Below are 17020 nucleotides of genomic sequence, written 5' to 3' on the forward strand. Positions count from 1 at the left end.
GCGATCACCTCTTCGTCACAACAAGGGCCGTTCAGCGGCGCGGGCCGGCCAGACAGCTATTGGTTTCGATTGCCCCTTCATCGAGATGGAAAGGCGGGTGAAACTGTTGATCGAGGTGTAAAGCCCGAAGAACCGGTCGAGGACACCGCCGAAGAGATAAGCCGAGGGCCTGTCGATGGCGGCCGGATCGAATTCCAGCCGGATATCTGTGCCCGTCACCATCCCGCCGCTGCCAAGTCGCGTCATCGAGCTTTTGGCTTCGACCTGAACGAGAGCGTCGGCAAGCAGCCTGGTTTCGCGGCTGTCTCTGAAGGCATAGAGCGCCAGAATATCCTTCAGCGCGGCACCATCATTGTCGAAGATGGAAAGATGATTGAGCTGGAGATGCGACATGAGCCGCCAGTTGCGTCCTTGCTGCTCATTCATCCGCACCGACGGCGTAGGCGCCATCAAGGCTTCGACCGAGCCGACGGCTTCGCTGCCAGAGGCCAGCTGCAGATAGGGGTGACCGCCGCCAAAAGGCAGTTGCTCCGGCAGTTCGCGGTTGAGGCACAGCGCGTCGATGCTGGCGATCTTGTCGAGGGGACCGCTTGCCCGGCGGGCACGGTCTACGAAGGTGATTTCCATATCCGAGGTATGGTCGTCGGCATCGAAACGGCGCGTGCACTGCCAGAAAAGCGATGAAGCTCCGCCTTTCAGGCTGCGGCCGAAGAAGGGTTGGCACTGTTCCTCCTCCCCGGTGCGCGCGGATACGACCACTTTCTCGATCGCATAGATCTCACGCGTCTTCTGCCGCCTGGCGTCCGGTAGCACGCGATATTCCGTGCGTGTGCCGTCGAGCGCAATCGGTTCGCAGTTTTGGCGAAACAGGTTGACGATCGGAGTGGCGTTCAAGACGAAATCACGGGCGGAAATGGCGCGCTCCAGCTTGGTGCTGGTTTCATCGAGATAGATGAAGATTTCCAGCGTTTCGCCGCGCCAGGCCTTCAGGCCAACGATATCGATGAACAGGAATTTCTGCGGCAAGGCAAAGAATTCCGTCAGCAGACGATAGCCGGTAAAGCTCGAGCTTGGATAGGGCAGGATCGCTTCATCCGGCTCGAAACCCACAGCCTGCAATGCCTTGGCCGGCAGCATGATCGGGGCACGGTCGTCGGCGTGGTGGGCAAGAGCAACGCCGAGCGTGTGATTGACGATAAGCTCGTGGATGGCGACGGCCTGCTGCCAGGACGAACCGATATGAAGCCGCAGCCTGTCGAGGCCGATCTCACTGAGAGGCTTGTTGGCATCCCGCGCCCGGATCGACAGGCGCAGACAACCGGCAGCACCTGTATAAGGAGACGGCGGCGCGCTGATCGGGTGGCCGGTCAGCGAAGCCGAGACGATCTCGATCGGCGCGACCTGCGTATCCTGTGTCGTACGGAAACGGCAGCTCTCGCCGCCGATCGGCTCTGCGAAGATTTCGGTGTGACGCGGCACGATCTGGACGGATGCCAATGTGCTGCTTGGCGTGAAGCGCACGATGCTCATCGAGGGCAGCGGCGCCAGATAATGCGGATAGAGCGTTTCCAGCAGCCCGTCCGTCAATTCCGGAAATTCGTCGTCGAGCTTCTGGCGCACGCGGGCCGCCGAATAGGCAAAGCTCTGGATGAGGCGCTCGACATGCGGATCGTCCGCGACCTCGCCGGTAACGCGCAGACGGCCGGCAATTTTTGGGAAGGCATCGGCAAAACGCGCGGCACGCCGACGGATCGCGGCCAGTTCGTCATTATACCGCTGCAGGAAGCCATCAGCCATTATTGGCCTCCACGAGGAAGCGCTGCGTCGAGGGATCGATCGTCGATTCAAAACTGATCGGCGGCATTCCCTCATGCACGCGGAATGTCGCGTGGATGCGTAGCCTCAGCGCGCGCTCGCCGCTCCCGCGGCTTCGGAGAATGCTCACCTGCACGTCGGAAAGCCGTGTTTCGAACAGCGCGATGCGTCGCTCGATCAAACGAGCGAGACGGCTCTTGGCTTCATCGGTGACGAGGTTTGCCGAGACCATGCCATCGACGCCGAAGGACACCAGCGCATCACCCAGTTCATCGTAGATCGCGGGCGGTGCGGTCGGGCGGCGGCGCGTGTTGAGCAGAGCCTCAAGATCGCGGCGAATGCATTCGCGCAGTTCGCGCAGCTGTTCGGCCGGTGTCAGCGGCGGATCCTGGAGGCGATCGGGATCCTCGTCGATCAGTCGATCGATAATCGACCTCGCGACGATCCTTTCCCGCGGCCTATAGCGCTCCAACGGATCAGCCATGCGCGGCACGCCTCGTCTCGGCAGAGGTTGGAGCGACTTCGAGCGACTTCAGATCGTGGAAGGAAACCAGATCGTCGCCCGCCAGGAAACATTTCTGGCCGCGGCCCGTCGTAATGCCTGTCGCCTCGTCGACCCATTCGGTCTCGCGGCCAAGCAGCAGCTTGGCGCCTGTCGTGCCGTGATAGATCGCAGGCAGGAGCACGGGGGCGCTTGCACCGTCCACGAGTTCGAGCTCGGCCCTGCGGAAGGCGAGATCGCGGGGGCGGGCGATCGGTTCGATACGGAGGGTCGCAATCCTGGAAAAGTCGATCCACAGATAGGAGCCGCCGGTCATGATGACTTCGAGAGCATGCGGAATGCGATCATCAAGATCGCGAAGGTCCGAAACGAGCTTGCCATTCCACCGCATCGACCGTTCGCCTCTGATCTCCTCCAGGGATTGCAATGCCGCGGCCGCATCCGAAGCATGGTCGCGGTGGGCGATCGCTATCTTCAGTGCCGCTTGGTCGAGGGCTGTCGGTCCATTCGGGAAGTCCGGAGCGGCCGCCGCGTCAAACCAGGCCGAACGCGCCGCCATCGCCCGCAGTTGATTGCGCAGCATGGCGAAGCCCATCATATCTTCCGGCGCGAATGTCGTCGCAAGGTTGCACTGCGCGTCGGCGCGAGCGTAGTCGCCGGCGAGGATCAAGAGATCGATCAGAATATGCCTGCCGTCCTTATCCGTCGGCGCTGCTTTGACATGTGCCTTCGCCTGCTCGATCGCATCATCGAGCGCGTTTTCGCTAAGAGCTTCGGCGATCTTGGCGGAGAGCGTCATGCAGACATCCTTTGCGGCGGATTGGCGGAGTGGGAGAACGCATAAGTCGCATTCGCTGTCTCCGCGATGAGATGAAAACTTGTCGAGACGTCGTCGAGCTGAAAATGCGGTTGCAGCCGCACATTGCAGGCGAACATGCCGGGCTTGCCGGGAATTTCATCGACGTTGATGCCAGCCGAACGCAGCGGGAAACGCGTGCGCAGCGACAGGTCGGCGTCGTCATTGCCGAGCGTATAGGTCGACAGCCAGTCATTCAATTTGCGTTCGATCGATGTTCTATCGGCCAATTTGCCGATGTCATCGCGCATGATGACCTTGAGGTAGTGCGAGAAGCGCGAGGCGCAGAGCACATACTGCAGCATCGCCGCGATGCGGGCATTCTGCCGGGCGTGCTCGCTTGAATAATGGGGCGGAGCATGCAGCGACTGATTGGAATTGAAGATCGCCGAGGAAGAGAGGTAGGTGGTCGCTACGGGCACGATACCGAGTTCACAGAGCTGCTGCTCTTGCCCGCTGGTCAGCCGTATCTCGACGGGAGCCTGCTGCGACAACCCGTTGCTTTCGATGCCGAGATCATAGGGCGCAAGTTCCTCCGTGCTCAGCATGCCGCCATCGATCGTATCCTGCGTCACGCCGCGAATATCGGCGAACCAGCCGGATTCGATGAAATTGCGGATGACGATCATCGCGAAGGCGAAGGCGCCATTGCCCCAAAGCAGGGTGCTGCCGTCGGCAGCGATGCTTTCGCGGAACGGGAACCGATCGTCGCGCCTACGGGAAAACGCCTGATAGGGCGCACGCATCAGGATGCGCGGGGCGACCAGGCCCAAAAAACGGGAATCCTCTCGGGCACGGAGCCCGTTCCAGCGGATGCGGGTGGGATCATAGGCAAGCCAGGAAAAATCCTGGACGCGATTGAGCTCGTCAAAATCTTGCAGGCCGATGGCCTGTGGTGCCGCGGCGGCTACGAACGGGCAGAAAGCAGCAGCGGCGGCCATGCCGATCTGCGTGAGCGCGCCGACCGTATCCCCGCCGGTCCGATCTTGTGGAGAAAGCTCGTAGTCGCCGATCAGCAGACCGAAGGGCTCTCCACCGGGCATGCCGAACTCGCGGCTGTAGATCAGCTCGAAGAGATGGCTCTGGTCGAAATCCGTCGTCCGCTCGAGATGCCGCGTCAATTGCGCCCAGCTGACGCTGAGGATCTTGACTTTCACTTCTTCCGATCGGCCGGTGTGGCGCATAAGCATGGCAAGCCCGCGCCACCGCGATTCCATTGCCTGGAACTCGGGGTGGTGCAGGATGGCATTGACCTGCCTGTTGAGCGCATCGTCGATCATGGCGATCACGCGATGCACCTGACGCGGCCAGGCTGCTCTCGGTTCCGTCGTTGTCGCGGTCATGGCGCTGACTAAAGGTGCGCGGCGAGGAGATCGCCGCGCTACCTCTCCTAGTTCTTGCTCGGAATACGGGCGACCATGCGGAGCGAAGTGGTCAGCTCTTCCATCTGCAGCCAGGGGCGCATCCAGGCGACGGCGTTGTAGGAGCCCGGCTTGCCCGGAACTTCCTGGACGGTCACCTTGGCATCGCGCAGCGGATATTTGGCGCGGGATTCCTCGCCGGCATCGTCATTGGCGTTGACGTAGTTGGCGATCCAGCGGTTGAGCCAGTTTTCGCAGTCCTGCGCTTCCATGAAGGAGCCGATCTTGTCGCGGCCCATGACCTTCAGATAATGGGCGAAACGCGAGGTAGCCATCATGTAGGGTAGGCGCGCGGATACCGCGGCGTTGGCCGTCGCTTCGGGCTTGTCGTAAAGCTTCGGCTTATGCGTCGTCTGTGCGCCGAAGAACACGGCATAGTCGGTGTTCTTGTAGTGGCAGAGCGGCAGGAAACCGAGCTTGCCGAGCTCGGCGTCGCGACGGTCGGTAATGCCGACTTCGGTCGGGCACTTGAGGTCGAGGTCGCCATCGTCGCTCGAGAAGATGTGCATCGGCAGGTTTTCGACCTTGCCGCCGTTTTCCGCGCCGCGGATCGCCGTGCACCAGCCGCTCTGGGCAAAGGCATCCGTCAGCCGTGTTCCCATCACGTAGGCTGCATTCATCCAGCAGTAGGCGTTGTGGTCGAGCTCGCCGGTCTTCGAATGATCGGTTTCGTCGAAAGCAAAGTCGTCGATGGGATTGGTCTTCGGGCCATAGGGCATTCGGGCAAGCACGCGGGGAAGGGCGAGCGTGACGAAGCGCGAATCCTCGCTTTCGCGCAGGCTGCGCCACTTGGCGTATTCGACCGTTTCGAAGATCTTTTCCAGGTCGCGCGGGCGGGCAAGCTCGCGATAGTCGTCAAAGCCGAACATGCGCGGGCTGGCAGCCGAAATGAACGGCGCGAAGGCCGCGGCCGCAATCGACGAAATCGACTGTAGCGTCTGCACGTCGTCGAAGGAATTGTCGAATTCATAGTCACCGATCAGCGCGCCCATGGGTTCGCCACCCGGCGTGCCGAACTCGTCTTCGTAGATCGACTTGAAGAGTCGCGACTGGTCGAACTCCACAGCCTTTGCGAGATCCTTGGAGATGTCGCGCTTGGAGGCGTTCAGCACACGGATCTTCAGATTGACGCTGGTTTCGCTGTTCTTGACGAGATATTGCAGGCCGCGCCAGCTGCCTTCCAGCTTGGCGAATTCAGGTGACTGCATGATCGCGGCAAGCTGACGCGAGATTTTCCGGTCAAGCTCGGCAATCGCCTTGTTGAGCGTGACGGTCAGGTTGCGGTCATAGGTGACCGTGCCCTTCAACGCCTGGTCGGTCAGCGTTCTCAAGAGATCCTGGGCACGATCGGGTTCGGTTTGCCGGGTTGCGGCCACGATCTGCGACAGCAGATTTTCCTCAGGCGCAAACTCGGCCTCTTTGGTCTTCAGTTGGCTTTCAGCGCTCATTTTTCGATCCTTGCGGAAAATGCGGGCGATATCGTTGGAGCTTGAAATCCGTCGCTACCGGCCGCTTGAAACGGGTTTGGGCGATCGGCAGTGGCTGATCGCCGACGACGATCAGCTTGCGGCGGGCTTTTCGGCCAATCCGAGCTCCGACATCAGCTTGGACAAATCGGCCTTGTTCTGTAGGACGTCTTCGAGCAGTCGCTCCAACTCTTCCGAGCGATCCGCCTTGCTCATGAGGTCGCGAAGCTGGTTGCGCGCATCGAGAAGCGCCTTGAGCGCCGGGACCTGGCTGACGACGGAGCCGGGCTCGAAATCTTGCATGCTTTCGAATTTCAGGGAGACGGGAAGCTGCGAGCCGTCGCCCTCGAGCGTGTTTTCGACCGAGATGTTCAGGCCCGGCGTCATGCGGCGCATCACGTCGTCGAAATTGTCGCGGTCGATCTGAACGAACTTGCGCTCGCCGAACGGTTTCAGCGGTTGTGTCGGATTGCCCGAGAAATCGCCGAGAACGCCGACGACGAACGGCAATTCCTTCACGACCATGGCGCCTTCGGTTTCCACTTCGTACTTGATGTGGACCCTGGGCTTGCGCACTCGCTCCAGCTTTTCGTGAACACTCGCCATAAAATCTCTCCTTCAATGCCAGCGGCAAATTCGCTCTTCACATGTGGCGCAACTCGACTTTGGAAAGGGCCGGTTGCAAAAAGTTCGAAAGATCGGTTGTATTTCTCACCCGCTCTTGTTCGATTTCAGCTGAATGCCGGCCGCCGTCAGCACGGCATTGCGCGCCTGCTGTTCGGGCAGTAATTCGGCCAGTAGTTCTGAAAAATCCATTCGGCCGCGCCTGACCATCGTCTCGATCGACATCGAGATCGGCGAGTGCGGTTCGGTGCGGCGGAAGTAACGCGCGACGGCAAGCAACAGCTCGAAGGCTTCCTCGCGCGAGCCGATCTGTTCGGCGCTCAAGGGCCGGGGACGGCCTTGCGTCTGCTCGCCCGCACCCTCCTGCTGTTGGGGCTCCGCCACGCTCTCAATTGTCTGCGATTCGATGCCAGCAAGAGTGCGCAGCGCCAAAACAGCCTCCTGCAGGACGTTGTGCGTATTGGAACTCGGCGGCGCCATCGGTCCGCACCGCTCGTTCAGAACGGACACGAGCCGGTCAAAAGCGGCAAGGCAACCATTGACCATTTCGAGATGCGAACTCATCGCGGCCATACCGGCTTCAAGGGCCGCCTGACTCAGCTCGTCACGCCGTTTCACCTCGTTGGGACGTTGCGACAATTGAAAATCCCAGAGGGAAAACTGGCCGAATTTCGCGCCCGGAACGAGTGGCGACAGCCTGATCGCCTGGATGATGGTTCCCTCGCCGCCTATGCCATTGAGACCGGAAAGCGGCGCGAGGCGCTCTTCGATATCGTCAGCGCCGACGGAATGAAATTTCTCCCAATGCTTGTCCAAAAGCGACGCGATTGCATAGTAGACATCCCGCAACCCTTCGAAACCGCGCAGACGTAATTCCGCCTCAGCCAGCCACGCTAATACTTCGAGATCCTTACTTTTCGAAGAAATAATCTGCAATCCGAGATTGCTAACATCTGTCCAAAGCGGAGAAAGGCCAATATTTTCGCCTGGCGATATACCTCGTTCTGCAGCGCGAGCCTGGTTTCTTGCATCCTTTATTCTATAGTATATTTCGCGCGTAGAAGTATTGTCGCGAACATTTTCTCCGCATGGCGCGTTTTCTTCGAGTGGAGTTTCTATGTCGCGAACGTTCAGCAGGGGATTAACTCCATATCATGAACTACATCATTAGAGGGCGTGATAGTTAGGTCGATATATTCCTTTGTCAACCATGTCTATTCTGCAACAGAATTATGACGATCCCAATTTTTGACCACATGAAAAAATCTTTGTAGTCCATCTGGACGTGTGGGAATAACCGCCCTAGTTGTTGCCGCGATTTGGAGGGTGTAGTTGAAATGAAACCACAAGGAGGAAACTTCTAGGTGTCGAACATCGATCTCAATCGTCTGATCAGAACGCTTGAGCCCGCATTGCGCGTCGGTCTCGAGGCTGCGGCGTCGCTCGCAGCACGTGATCGTCATGCAAATGTCGATGTCGCACATTGGATACTATCATTGCTGGATGTATCTGAAGTTTGCTCTTTGTTTGAAGAACTTAGCGTTCCCTCTGCGGCGCTCCGCACGGAGCTTGATAGCGCCATCGCAGACTTGCCGAGGGGCGATGGTGCCGCGTTGGTGCTCTCTCAAAACTTGCTTGCTCTGATGCGCGAGGCGTGGCTTGTCGCGTCGCTTCAATGTGGGCGGAACAGCATCACCCTCGCGGATCTTCTGACCGCGCTGAGCGATGACCAGTCGCTGCGAATCATGGCGCGAGGCATGGCACCTTCGCTGCGTAACATTGATCGCACCACGCTCGAAAAAAAGTTGAATGCGGTTTCCACTGCGAACGGCGCATCCTCGCCGTCACAGAATTCCGAAGCCGCTACCGCTGCCGGTGAGAATGAATTCCTGCGCCTGTACACGCGGGATATGACGGCGGATGCAAGGCTCGGTCGTGTTGATCCGGTCATCGGTCGTGATCGTGAGCTGCGCCAGGTCATCGATATCCTCATGCGCCGCCGTCAGAACAATCCGATGCTGGTCGGCGAGGCAGGTGTCGGCAAGACTGCCGTTGCCGAGGCGCTGGCACTGGAGATTGCCGCCGGCAACGTGCCGGATATGCTGAAGCCGGTACGGATTCTCCTTCTGGATCTCAGCCTGCTGCAGGCTGGCGCCGGTGTGAAAGGCGAATTCGAGCGTCGCTTGCACGGCGTTGTCGCGGCCGTGCGGGCCTCTGTGGAACCGATCATCCTGTTTATCGACGAGGCGCATGGTCTGATCGGTGCCGGCGGACAGGCTGGGCAGGGCGACGCCGCCAATATTTTGAAGCCGGCGCTGGCGCGCGGTGAGCTCAGGACGATCGCGGCGACAACCTGGAGCGAATACAAACGCTACATCGAGAAGGATGCGGCGCTAACCCGACGCTTCCAGGTCGTTCAGGTGCTCGAGCCCGACGAAGAAACGGCAATCCGCATGTTGCGCGGTGTGGTTGGCAGCTTCAAGGCACATCACAAGGTGCGCATTCGCGACGAGGCGCTGGCGGCCGCAGTTCGCCTTTCGGCTCGCTATATTCCGGCGCGGCAATTGCCCGACAAGGCAATCAGCCTCATTGATACCGCAGCAGCCGCTGTCTCTCTGGCGCGCCAGACCGTTCCTGAAGCGCTGAAAGGATTGCGCAACGAGCAGGAGATGCTGGAGGTCGAAGCCGCCGCACTTTCCGCCGAGCCGCCAACATCGGATATCCTCGAGCGCCTTGCCGTCATCAAGAGCGAAAAGCACGAAGTGGCAAGCGAGATCGAGCGGTTGCAGGCCAAGCTCGATGCTGAAATCAGGCTGTCGGCCGAAGCCGATCGCATCGAAGCCACGCTCGCCGATCCCAATGCTCCGCAAGCCGAAGATGGCGCTCGCCCGCGCGGTGACAATGTCGCTCTCTTCCCGCCCAACGGCTCGTCCGTTGACGTCGCTCGCGCAGCCCTCATGCAGGCCGAGCGCAGCCTTGCCGACGTTGCCGGTGAAACGCCGCTGGTGCCGCGCGTGGTCGACAAGGAAGTGATCGCCGGGATCGTTGCGCGCTGGACCGGCATTCCAGTCGGCAAACTGCTGTCCGATCAGGTCGAGACCGTCAAGACGCTCGATGCAAGGCTGAAGGAGCGTGTGCTCGGACAGGATAATGCAATCGCGCGGATTTCGGCCGCGATGCGGTCTGCACGCGCCGGCCTTTCCGATCCGCGCCGCCCGCCTGCCGTCTTCCTGCTCGTCGGCATGTCAGGAACCGGGAAGACCGAGACGGCGCTTTCGCTGGCCGATCTTCTTTATGGCGGCAGCCAGTATCTGACGACCATCAACATGTCCGAGTTCAAGGAGGAGCATAAGGTTTCGCTGCTGCTCGGATCGCCGCCCGGCTATGTCGGCTATGGCGAGGGGGGCGTGTTGACCGAGGCTGTCCGCCGTCGCCCCTATGGGGTGTTGCTACTGGATGAGATCGACAAGGCGCATCCGGGCGTCCAGGAAGTGTTTTACCAGGTTTTCGACAAGGGAACGCTGCGTGACGGCGAAGGCCGCGACATCGATTTCAAGAACACCACGATCGTGATGACCGCAAATACCGGCTCGGAACTCCTGGCAGCCCTGGCAGCCGATCCGGAAACCATGCCTGAGGGCGAGGCGCTGGAAGCACTGCTGCTTCCCGAATTGCAGAAGCACTTCAAGCCCGCCTTTGTCGGCCGCACGACCGTTCTGCCCTTCATGCCGTTGAATGGCGAGACGCTGAGCGGGATCGTCGACATTCAGATCGGCCGCATCCGTGATCGCGTCGCCGCCTCCTATGGCACGAGCGTTTCGCTTGCTTCCGAAGCCCGCGAGGCGCTGGTCGGCCGCGCCAAGGCGAGCGAGATGGGCGCGCGTGCCATCGAAACCATGATTGGCCGCGATCTTCTGCCAGAGCTTTCGACCTTTTTCCTCGATGCGGTTGCGACGGGGCGCAAGGTTGGCGGCATCACCATCAGCTTTCACGATCACCGCTTTCTCATCGAGGAGAATCCGGTGGGCGATCATGAATTCGCTGGCCCCGAGGAAGGCGGCACGGCGAATAAAGCAGCCCCGGACGAACACAGCGCCCGGATGCGGCATTAGACGGAAGGGTAACCCCGCCCTGCAGCGACAGGGCGAATTCAAATCTCAACAGGAGAGTTCAGAGCATGCCGATTTATCTGCAGATCGACGGAATTCAGGGCGATGCAACCCACGAGCAGCACAAGAAGTGGATGGATATCGAAGTCATCCACTGGAATGTTTCGCGTAACATGAAGACGTCAGCCGGTTCGGCTGCGAACCGCGAAGCTTCCGAGCCGACCGTTTCGGAAGTTATCCTGACCAAGGTCAGCGATTCCTCGTCGACGAAGCTGTTCCAGGAAGCATGCTCGGGCCGCACCGGCAAGCAGGCCGTGATTCATCTGGTAACGACCGGCAACCCGGGCGACACCTACATTGAGTACACGCTCACCAACACGCTGATCGCCAGCTACTCGGTCGATTCCAACGGCGACCGCCCGGTCGAAACGATCAAGCTCAACTTCACCAAGATGGAAGTGAAGTACACGCCTTACGACGACTCGCAGACCCCGCAGTCGCCGATGATTGCGTCTTACGATCTGGCAACCACCAAGGCTGCCTAACATTAGCATCGCATTCCGGCGCGTTGGCATCAGCGCGCCGGAATCGTGTCCGGTACCAGATCGCTGTGGTGGCAGCGATTGTCATGTGCCGGCAAACGCCCATTAATCGAGGTCGCCATGGTAGATTTTTCAGTTTCGTCGCCGGCGCTGCAGATGGAGCCGGTCAAGCAGGCCGATCTTCCGCCCGTTCGCCGTGCGGGCCGCGGCCCATCCTATGATTATTTTTCCTATCAGAGCGGTCCGCGCGAATTCGCGGCACGCGGCCAGGCCGTGGGTGCCGCCGCATCGCTTTTCCGGATGTTCTCCGAAAAAGCCAACGAGATGTCGCTGACGCATTGGCTCCAGAGATGGCTGCGCAACAATGAAGCGCACATCATCCGCGAAATGGATACCAACCATCATTCGGTGTTCGTTGCGCAATTCAATTATTCCGTCAGCGATGGCGAAACGCGCGTCCTGATGGCGCGCGGCGCCTATCTGCTCGGGACGGTGCCGAACCGCGCCGATATCGGCAAGATCCTGACCCCGCAGGTACTCTATGGCCCGGGCATGCACGAGACGTTGCCGAACGGCACCCTGTTCCAAATCGTCTATCTGGTTGGCGGTCGCAAACAGCAGATCGGCAGTACCGGCACCGTAGGGTCGGGAAGCTCACTGGTAGGATAAGCGCAGATGAACGATCAGCCCTCGGCCAATGATTTCATCCAGGCAACCCGAAATCTGAGGGTTTCCTCACCGCTTGGAACGGACCAGCTCCTGCCGGAGCGAGTGATGATCACGGAAGGCGTTTCGTCGCTTTTCGACATCCGACTCTCCGTCCGCGCCAAGCGTGAAGTCATCAAGCCGGAGGAGCTGATCGGTCGACTGATCGATATATCCCTGGAAGTCCAGCAGGATGAAGACGGTGGAGATGGCGTTCGCCGCCCGTTCAACGGCCTGGTCACCGCACTTCAGGAAGGACCGCCAATTACGCGCGGGCTGCGTTCCTACTCGATGGTGATTAAGCCGCAGATGTGGCTGCTGTCGCAGCGCTCGGACTGCCGCATCTGGATGGACAAGACCAGCATCGATATCGTCGAGACGCTGTTTTCCGAACACGGCATTCCGGCTCCGGATGTTTCCGGTGTCGTGACGCCACCGCCACCGCAGCATTATTCCGTGCAGTGGAACGAGACGGATCTGGATTACCTGACCCGCCGCTTCGAGGAAGATGGTCTCTTTTACTGGTTTTCGCATGAGGAGGGCAGCCACCGGCTGCATGTTGCCGACGGTGCCAACTCATGGGCCGGCCCGTCTCCTTCTGCGCAGGGAGAGGGGCGTGTGCGCCTTGCCCAAGGCTCGACAGACCGCAATCATATCAGCGATTGGACGAAGCATTACGCCTATGTTCCAGGCCAGCGCGCCGGCGCGGACTGGAATTTCGAGACGCCGCAGATGGTGCCGGGCACAACCACGCCTTCGCTGGTGCAGATGCCGGGGGCGATGAAGCGGGAGCTTTACGAGTATCCAGCCCGCATTTCCTCCGTGGCTGAGGCAGAGCGGGCGCAGAAGCTGCGCATGCAGGCAAGCGAGGCCGATCACAATCGTGTCTTGGGACGATCGTCATCGCGCATATTGGAGGCCGGCCGGCGGTTCACGCCCTATGAGGTGGCGCATCCCGAACATGTCTATGAAGAACATGTGATCATTCGCGCCACCCATTATGCGGTCGATCCCTCCTATGAAACCAATGCGGATCAGCCGGAATATATCAACGAATTCGAAGCCGTGCCGTCACGCGTCGCGATGACGCCGCATCGCAAGACCGAACGGCCACGCATCCGCGGCACGCAGGTGGCGATCGTTGCCGGCCCCTCCGGAGAAGAAATCCATCCGGACCAGTATGGCCGCATCAAGCTCTGGTATCCCTGGGACCGCCGCGCCAAGAAGGATGGATCTGATACCTGCTGGGTGCGCGTCGCCCAGAGCTGGGCTGGCGGCACATGGGGCGGCCAGGTCATCCCCCGCATCGGCATGGAAGTCATGGTCGCCTTCATCGACGGCGATCCGGACCGGCCGCTGGTGACGGGCGTGGTGCCGAACCCGAGCAACGGCGTGCCCTACGACCTTCCCGCCAACAAGACCCGCATGGTCCTGCGCTCCAATACGCATAAGGGCACCGGCTTCAACGAGATGACCTTCGAGGACGATGCCGGCCGCGAGAACATGTTCTTCCACGCGCAGAAGGACCAGACGACGCGCGTACGCAACGACCGCACCAAACGCGTCGACCGCCACGAGATCGCCTCCATCGGCGGCAATCGCGCCGTCGAGGTGAGCGGCAACCAGAAGCACGAGATCGGCGGCTCCGTGAATACGGTGGTCGGCGGTACGGGGCCGATGGCCATGGCGCTGATGGGTGCGGTGCAGGGACTTTCGGGGCAGACGGCCGGATTGCTTTCACAGGCAGGTCAGATCGCGGGCGGGGGTGGGGAGGGACTTGCTGCATTCGCCGGCACTATTGCCTCCTCCGCCTTGGGCTTCCTTGGATTGGGTGGGCTTGGCAGCCGAGACGGCGTGGTCTCGGGGCCAAATCCGAGGGCGGATGCAGGAACGAATCTATCTGGTTCCGGCAGTGGGTTGGGCGAAGCGGCAAGCAGCCTCTTTCCACTTCCGGGCATCATGAACACCGTCGTCGGGTCGTTCAAATCGGACACCATCGGCATTGCAAGAGCCGAGCAGATCGGCGTCAGCAAGGTTACGCATGTCGGTCAGACGTCACTCGAAAAGGTCGGAAAATTCAAGAAAGTGATCGTGGGCGACGAATTCGTCATAGAATGCGGCGCGTCCAAATTCATCATGCGCCAGGACGGCACAGTCATCATCCTGGGGACGCATTTCAACTTCACCGCATCCGGGCCGACGCAGATCAACGGCAAAGTCGTCGATCTCAACAAGCCCGGCGGCGGCTTCGCCGAAGCTTCGCCGACATCGTCTGATACGACAGCACAGGGCTGAGGCGCCATGTCGGTCGACAATCGCACACCTTTTCCGGCACTCGCTTTCCGGCAATATAATTTGGCGGGGGATTTGCTAGGGGTTGTTGTCGCCAGAGGCACGTTCAAACTGGCAAGTGACGGTCCGCTGGTCTTAGACGACAATCAGCAACCATTGGTCATGTCGGATGTCTATGACGGCGATCCGCATGAGACACCGCAGATGGCCTGCACCGATCTGGCGCCATTCAAGCCAGGTACGGATGTAACTTTTGTCGGAGCTGCCTTTGCGCCAGGCCGCGTCGAGGCGTCTTCCTGGACCTGCGGCCTGAAAGTTGGGTCCGTGCAGAAGCGCCTGCGCGTCCATGGGCCTCGTGTCTGGCGGGCGAAGACTCGCAAGACGTGGCGTGGACTGATCGACAAGGAGAAAGAGGATGCGCTTGACGGGTGGGATCTGACCACGGGAGAGCCTGTGACTTATGTGCCCATTGATTGGCGATTAGCGTTCGGCGGCAGGATCGAGAACGGCGAGATATTCGAACGGAACCCCCTTGGGATCGGGCTTGTCGATCAGGACCAATACCGTGAAAGATCGGAATGGCCGGCGCCGCAGATTGAGGATGCAAACGAACCGGTTCGCTCCGTCGACGATAGGCCGGCGCCGGCAGGTCTTGGTCCGCTTTCGCCATTCTGGGAGGATCGGATACGGAAAGCCGGAACCTATGACGAAGCCTGGCTAAACGAAAGGCATCCTCTGCTCCCCCATGACTTCGATTTCTCCTTCTGGCAGGCCGCGCATCCGGACTTGGTGGCAAATCCCTGGCTGCGGGGCGACGAAGCCTTTGAGCTGGATCACCTCCTGCCGGGATTAGAGATGTTCCATGGCCGCCTGCCTGGCGTTGGTCTTCAGATTGAAATCGATCGGGGTACAGGCCCGGCGCGTGGCCCCATGGTGCTCGACGGCGTCCATTTCGACATGAGGCCCGGTGTGGGGCGCGTTTTCCTGACCTGGCGGATCGGCTTTCCCTGGCCGGAGCGTCGCGGGCTGCCCAGGATGACTGCTGTCAATCTTTCTGAAGGTGTCAGCTAATGGCCGGCAATCAGCCTGCAGAAGCGCCCCCAGAGCCAGAGCCTCTGGAGTATGTACGGATCGATCCCAATAGTAGTTTGCTGTTGGACAACGGCAAGCAAGCCACGAAAGGCCCTCGAATAAGCCCTACGGCAGCCGTTCCACCGCCCCCGGAATTCATTCCCGATGACAGCTCCGCGATTGCGGTTTGCCTGTCGCCGGATGTTTGTCGTTCACCAACTGCACCCGTGCCCTACATGGTATGGGGCAAGGCCGACGATAAACAGAATTACTCCCCGGATGTGAAATCCAACGGGAAGGTTATCAAGCGCTCTAATTCACAATTCACAGCGACTTATGGAGATCAGCCTGGAACGGGACTGGGTGTAAAATCAGGCACCGTGGGAAATGTCGTAACGCCGGTGACCTCGTCTAACATCGTGCGAGCAAACGGCGTACCGGTACAGCGTCATACAGATCGTTGCACATTGAACAATGGCAACTGCCCTGGCGAGTATGTTTATGTTCAGTCGACCGAGACTGACAAGGCGCCGGATGCCACGGATAAACAGAACCAGAGCTCCGGGAAGACGCAGGACACACGTAGCACCGGCGAAAAATTTGCCGATGGTTTTACCGAAAACGCCAGCGAAACCTGGGACGGTGTCAAGAAAGTCAGCTCAAATCTCTGGGACGGTACGAAGAATCTGGCGTCCGACCTTTGGAATGATCCTGGCGGGACGGTCGCCGCGGGCGCTGAAAGTGTCAAGGATGGCGCAGTCGGGGCCGCTAATTGGACCGCCGAAGTTGGGCAGAACCTATATGACAACCCGGGTGCAACTCTGGCCCGAGGATGGGATAATACTACCAACACCGCGAGTTCAATATGGCATGGTGTGGCTGACCCTTACAGCGAAGCCTATGCAAAGGGTGGTCTGGCACAGGCCGCTGGTCATGGTACTTTTGACGTTGTAAAATTAGCTGTGGAAGCTCTCGCGACCAAAGGTGCTGTCACGGTTGCTGGCAAAACGGCTTCTGTTGGGGCTAGCGTTTTCGCGAAAGCTCATCGCGCGGAAGAAGTTGCGGAAACGGTAAATGATGCGCGGCGTATTGAGGGGAAGATTGAAGACGGCGCACAGGGTGCGAGGAGTACGAAGTTAGACCCAGAGAAATCGCCGAAAAAGAAGCTCTCGAAAGAAGAGTACGATAAACTTAGAAAGAAGACGCCATCTCAGGCTATGCGAGATAAGGTCAATGAGGGACAGCCCGTTGCCACGCCCGAGAATCCAGTTGATGATCCTTGGCTGCCGGGCAAACAACGTACTGGACCCTTGGAGGCAGATCATATTGTTTCCATGAAAAATATCACTGAGATGGACGGATTTGCAGATTTGAGCACTGAGAATCAGCTTAAAGTCCTAAATAATCCTGATAACTTCACAGGGCTTAGCAAATCGGCAAACTCCTCAAAGGGGGCGAAGTCCTTCGAAGACTGGATTTATTATGGGCAAGGCGACGATAGAATCGCGGTTAATTCGACTCTTCGGCAGCAAATGATCGAGCGCTCAAACCAAATTAGGCCTCAGTTGCAGCAGCAAATTAACGATCTATCTTCTGGAAGATAAGCACCATTCATGA

General features: G+C 59.6%; 13 protein-coding genes. 6 read left to right on the forward strand and 7 right to left on the reverse strand.

What is annotated here, in order from left to right; genetic code table 11:
- Positions 1-15: 15 nt before the first annotated feature.
- From tssF to tssA, 7 genes are all read right to left on the reverse strand, one after another.
- The gene (tssF, locus tag AC13RM_RS17195; protein ID WP_374820487.1) at positions 16-1797 is read right to left on the reverse strand and encodes a type VI secretion system baseplate subunit TssF; all 1782 of its coding nucleotides are present in this window, start codon (positions 1795-1797) and stop codon (positions 16-18) included.
- Positions 1790-2299 (reverse strand): type VI secretion system baseplate subunit TssE, encoded by a 510-nt coding sequence (tssE, locus tag AC13RM_RS17200; protein WP_285175216.1) that lies wholly within the window; start codon positions 2297-2299, stop codon positions 1790-1792. Before tssE ends, tssF begins: the two co-directional genes overlap by 8 nt.
- Positions 2292-3116 (reverse strand): type VI secretion system accessory protein TagJ, encoded by an 825-nt coding sequence (locus tag AC13RM_RS17205; RefSeq protein ID WP_374820490.1) that lies wholly within the window; start codon positions 3114-3116, stop codon positions 2292-2294. Before AC13RM_RS17205 ends, tssE begins: the two co-directional genes overlap by 8 nt.
- Positions 3113-4516 (reverse strand): type VI secretion system contractile sheath large subunit, encoded by a 1404-nt coding sequence (gene tssC / locus AC13RM_RS17210; protein WP_488555331.1) that lies wholly within the window; start codon positions 4514-4516, stop codon positions 3113-3115. Before tssC (AC13RM_RS17210) ends, AC13RM_RS17205 begins: the two co-directional genes overlap by 4 nt.
- A gap of 47 nt (positions 4517-4563) precedes the next feature.
- Positions 4564-6042: a type VI secretion system contractile sheath large subunit gene (gene tssC / locus AC13RM_RS17215; protein WP_488555332.1), complete on the reverse strand. Its 1479-nt coding sequence runs from the start codon at positions 6040-6042 to the stop codon at positions 4564-4566.
- Between the two features lie 111 nt (positions 6043-6153).
- Positions 6154-6666: a type VI secretion system contractile sheath small subunit gene (tssB, locus tag AC13RM_RS17220; RefSeq protein WP_075855889.1), complete on the reverse strand. Its 513-nt coding sequence runs from the start codon at positions 6664-6666 to the stop codon at positions 6154-6156.
- A 105-nt stretch (positions 6667-6771) separates the two neighbouring features.
- Positions 6772-7818: a type VI secretion system protein TssA gene (gene tssA / locus AC13RM_RS17225; RefSeq protein ID WP_488555344.1), complete on the reverse strand. Its 1047-nt coding sequence runs from the start codon at positions 7816-7818 to the stop codon at positions 6772-6774.
- Between the two features lie 230 nt (positions 7819-8048).
- Here tssA and tssH point away from each other — a divergent pair, with 230 nt between their 5' ends.
- From tssH to AC13RM_RS17255, 6 genes are all read left to right on the forward strand, one after another.
- Positions 8049-10796 carry a type VI secretion system ATPase TssH gene (gene tssH, locus AC13RM_RS17230; RefSeq protein ID WP_285175238.1) on the forward strand — a complete coding sequence of 916 codons (2748 nt, stop codon included), beginning with the start codon at positions 8049-8051 and terminating at the stop codon, positions 10794-10796.
- Positions 10797-10861: 65 nt separating this feature from the next.
- A complete protein-coding gene (locus tag AC13RM_RS17235) occupies positions 10862-11338 on the forward strand; it encodes an Hcp family type VI secretion system effector (RefSeq protein WP_069613675.1) in 477 nt (158 codons plus the stop codon).
- Positions 11339-11455: 117 nt separating this feature from the next.
- Positions 11456-12004, forward strand: coding sequence for a hypothetical protein (locus tag AC13RM_RS17240; RefSeq protein ID WP_374820499.1), 549 nt, complete (start codon positions 11456-11458; stop codon positions 12002-12004).
- A 6-nt stretch (positions 12005-12010) separates the two neighbouring features.
- Positions 12011-14335: a type VI secretion system tip protein TssI/VgrG gene (gene tssI / locus AC13RM_RS17245; protein ID WP_374820501.1), complete on the forward strand. Its 2325-nt coding sequence runs from the start codon at positions 12011-12013 to the stop codon at positions 14333-14335.
- A gap of 6 nt (positions 14336-14341) precedes the next feature.
- Positions 14342-15403, forward strand: a complete 1062-nt coding sequence (locus AC13RM_RS17250) for a DUF2169 family type VI secretion system accessory protein (protein WP_374820503.1) — start codon at positions 14342-14344, stop codon at positions 15401-15403.
- A complete protein-coding gene (locus AC13RM_RS17255) occupies positions 15403-17007 on the forward strand; it encodes a DUF4150 domain-containing protein (RefSeq protein WP_374820505.1) in 1605 nt (534 codons plus the stop codon). Before AC13RM_RS17250 ends, AC13RM_RS17255 begins: the two co-directional genes overlap by 1 nt.
- Positions 17008-17020 lie beyond the last annotated feature (13 nt).

Source organism: Martinezella sp. CNPSo 3732 (assembly GCF_057784515.1).

Coding starts and splice junctions, on each gene's coding strand:
- tssF (WP_374820487.1), bottom strand. CDS start 1,797: ATGGCTGATGGCTTCCTGCAGCGGTATAATGACGAACTGGCCGCGATC.
- tssE (WP_285175216.1), bottom strand. CDS start 2,299: ATGGCTGATCCGTTGGAGCGCTATAGGCCGCGGGAAAGGATCGTCGCG.
- AC13RM_RS17205 (WP_374820490.1), bottom strand. CDS start 3,116: ATGACGCTCTCCGCCAAGATCGCCGAAGCTCTTAGCGAAAACGCGCTC.
- tssC (WP_488555331.1), bottom strand. CDS start 4,516: ATGACCGCGACAACGACGGAACCGAGAGCAGCCTGGCCGCGTCAGGTG.
- tssC (WP_488555332.1), bottom strand. CDS start 6,042: ATGAGCGCTGAAAGCCAACTGAAGACCAAAGAGGCCGAGTTTGCGCCT.
- tssB (WP_075855889.1), bottom strand. CDS start 6,666: ATGGCGAGTGTTCACGAAAAGCTGGAGCGAGTGCGCAAGCCCAGGGTC.
- AC13RM_RS17235 (WP_069613675.1), top strand. CDS start 10,862: ATGCCGATTTATCTGCAGATCGACGGAATTCAGGGCGATGCAACCCAC.
- AC13RM_RS17240 (WP_374820499.1), top strand. CDS start 11,456: ATGGTAGATTTTTCAGTTTCGTCGCCGGCGCTGCAGATGGAGCCGGTC.
- tssI (WP_374820501.1), top strand. CDS start 12,011: ATGAACGATCAGCCCTCGGCCAATGATTTCATCCAGGCAACCCGAAAT.
- AC13RM_RS17250 (WP_374820503.1), top strand. CDS start 14,342: ATGTCGGTCGACAATCGCACACCTTTTCCGGCACTCGCTTTCCGGCAA.
- AC13RM_RS17255 (WP_374820505.1), top strand. CDS start 15,403: ATGGCCGGCAATCAGCCTGCAGAAGCGCCCCCAGAGCCAGAGCCTCTG.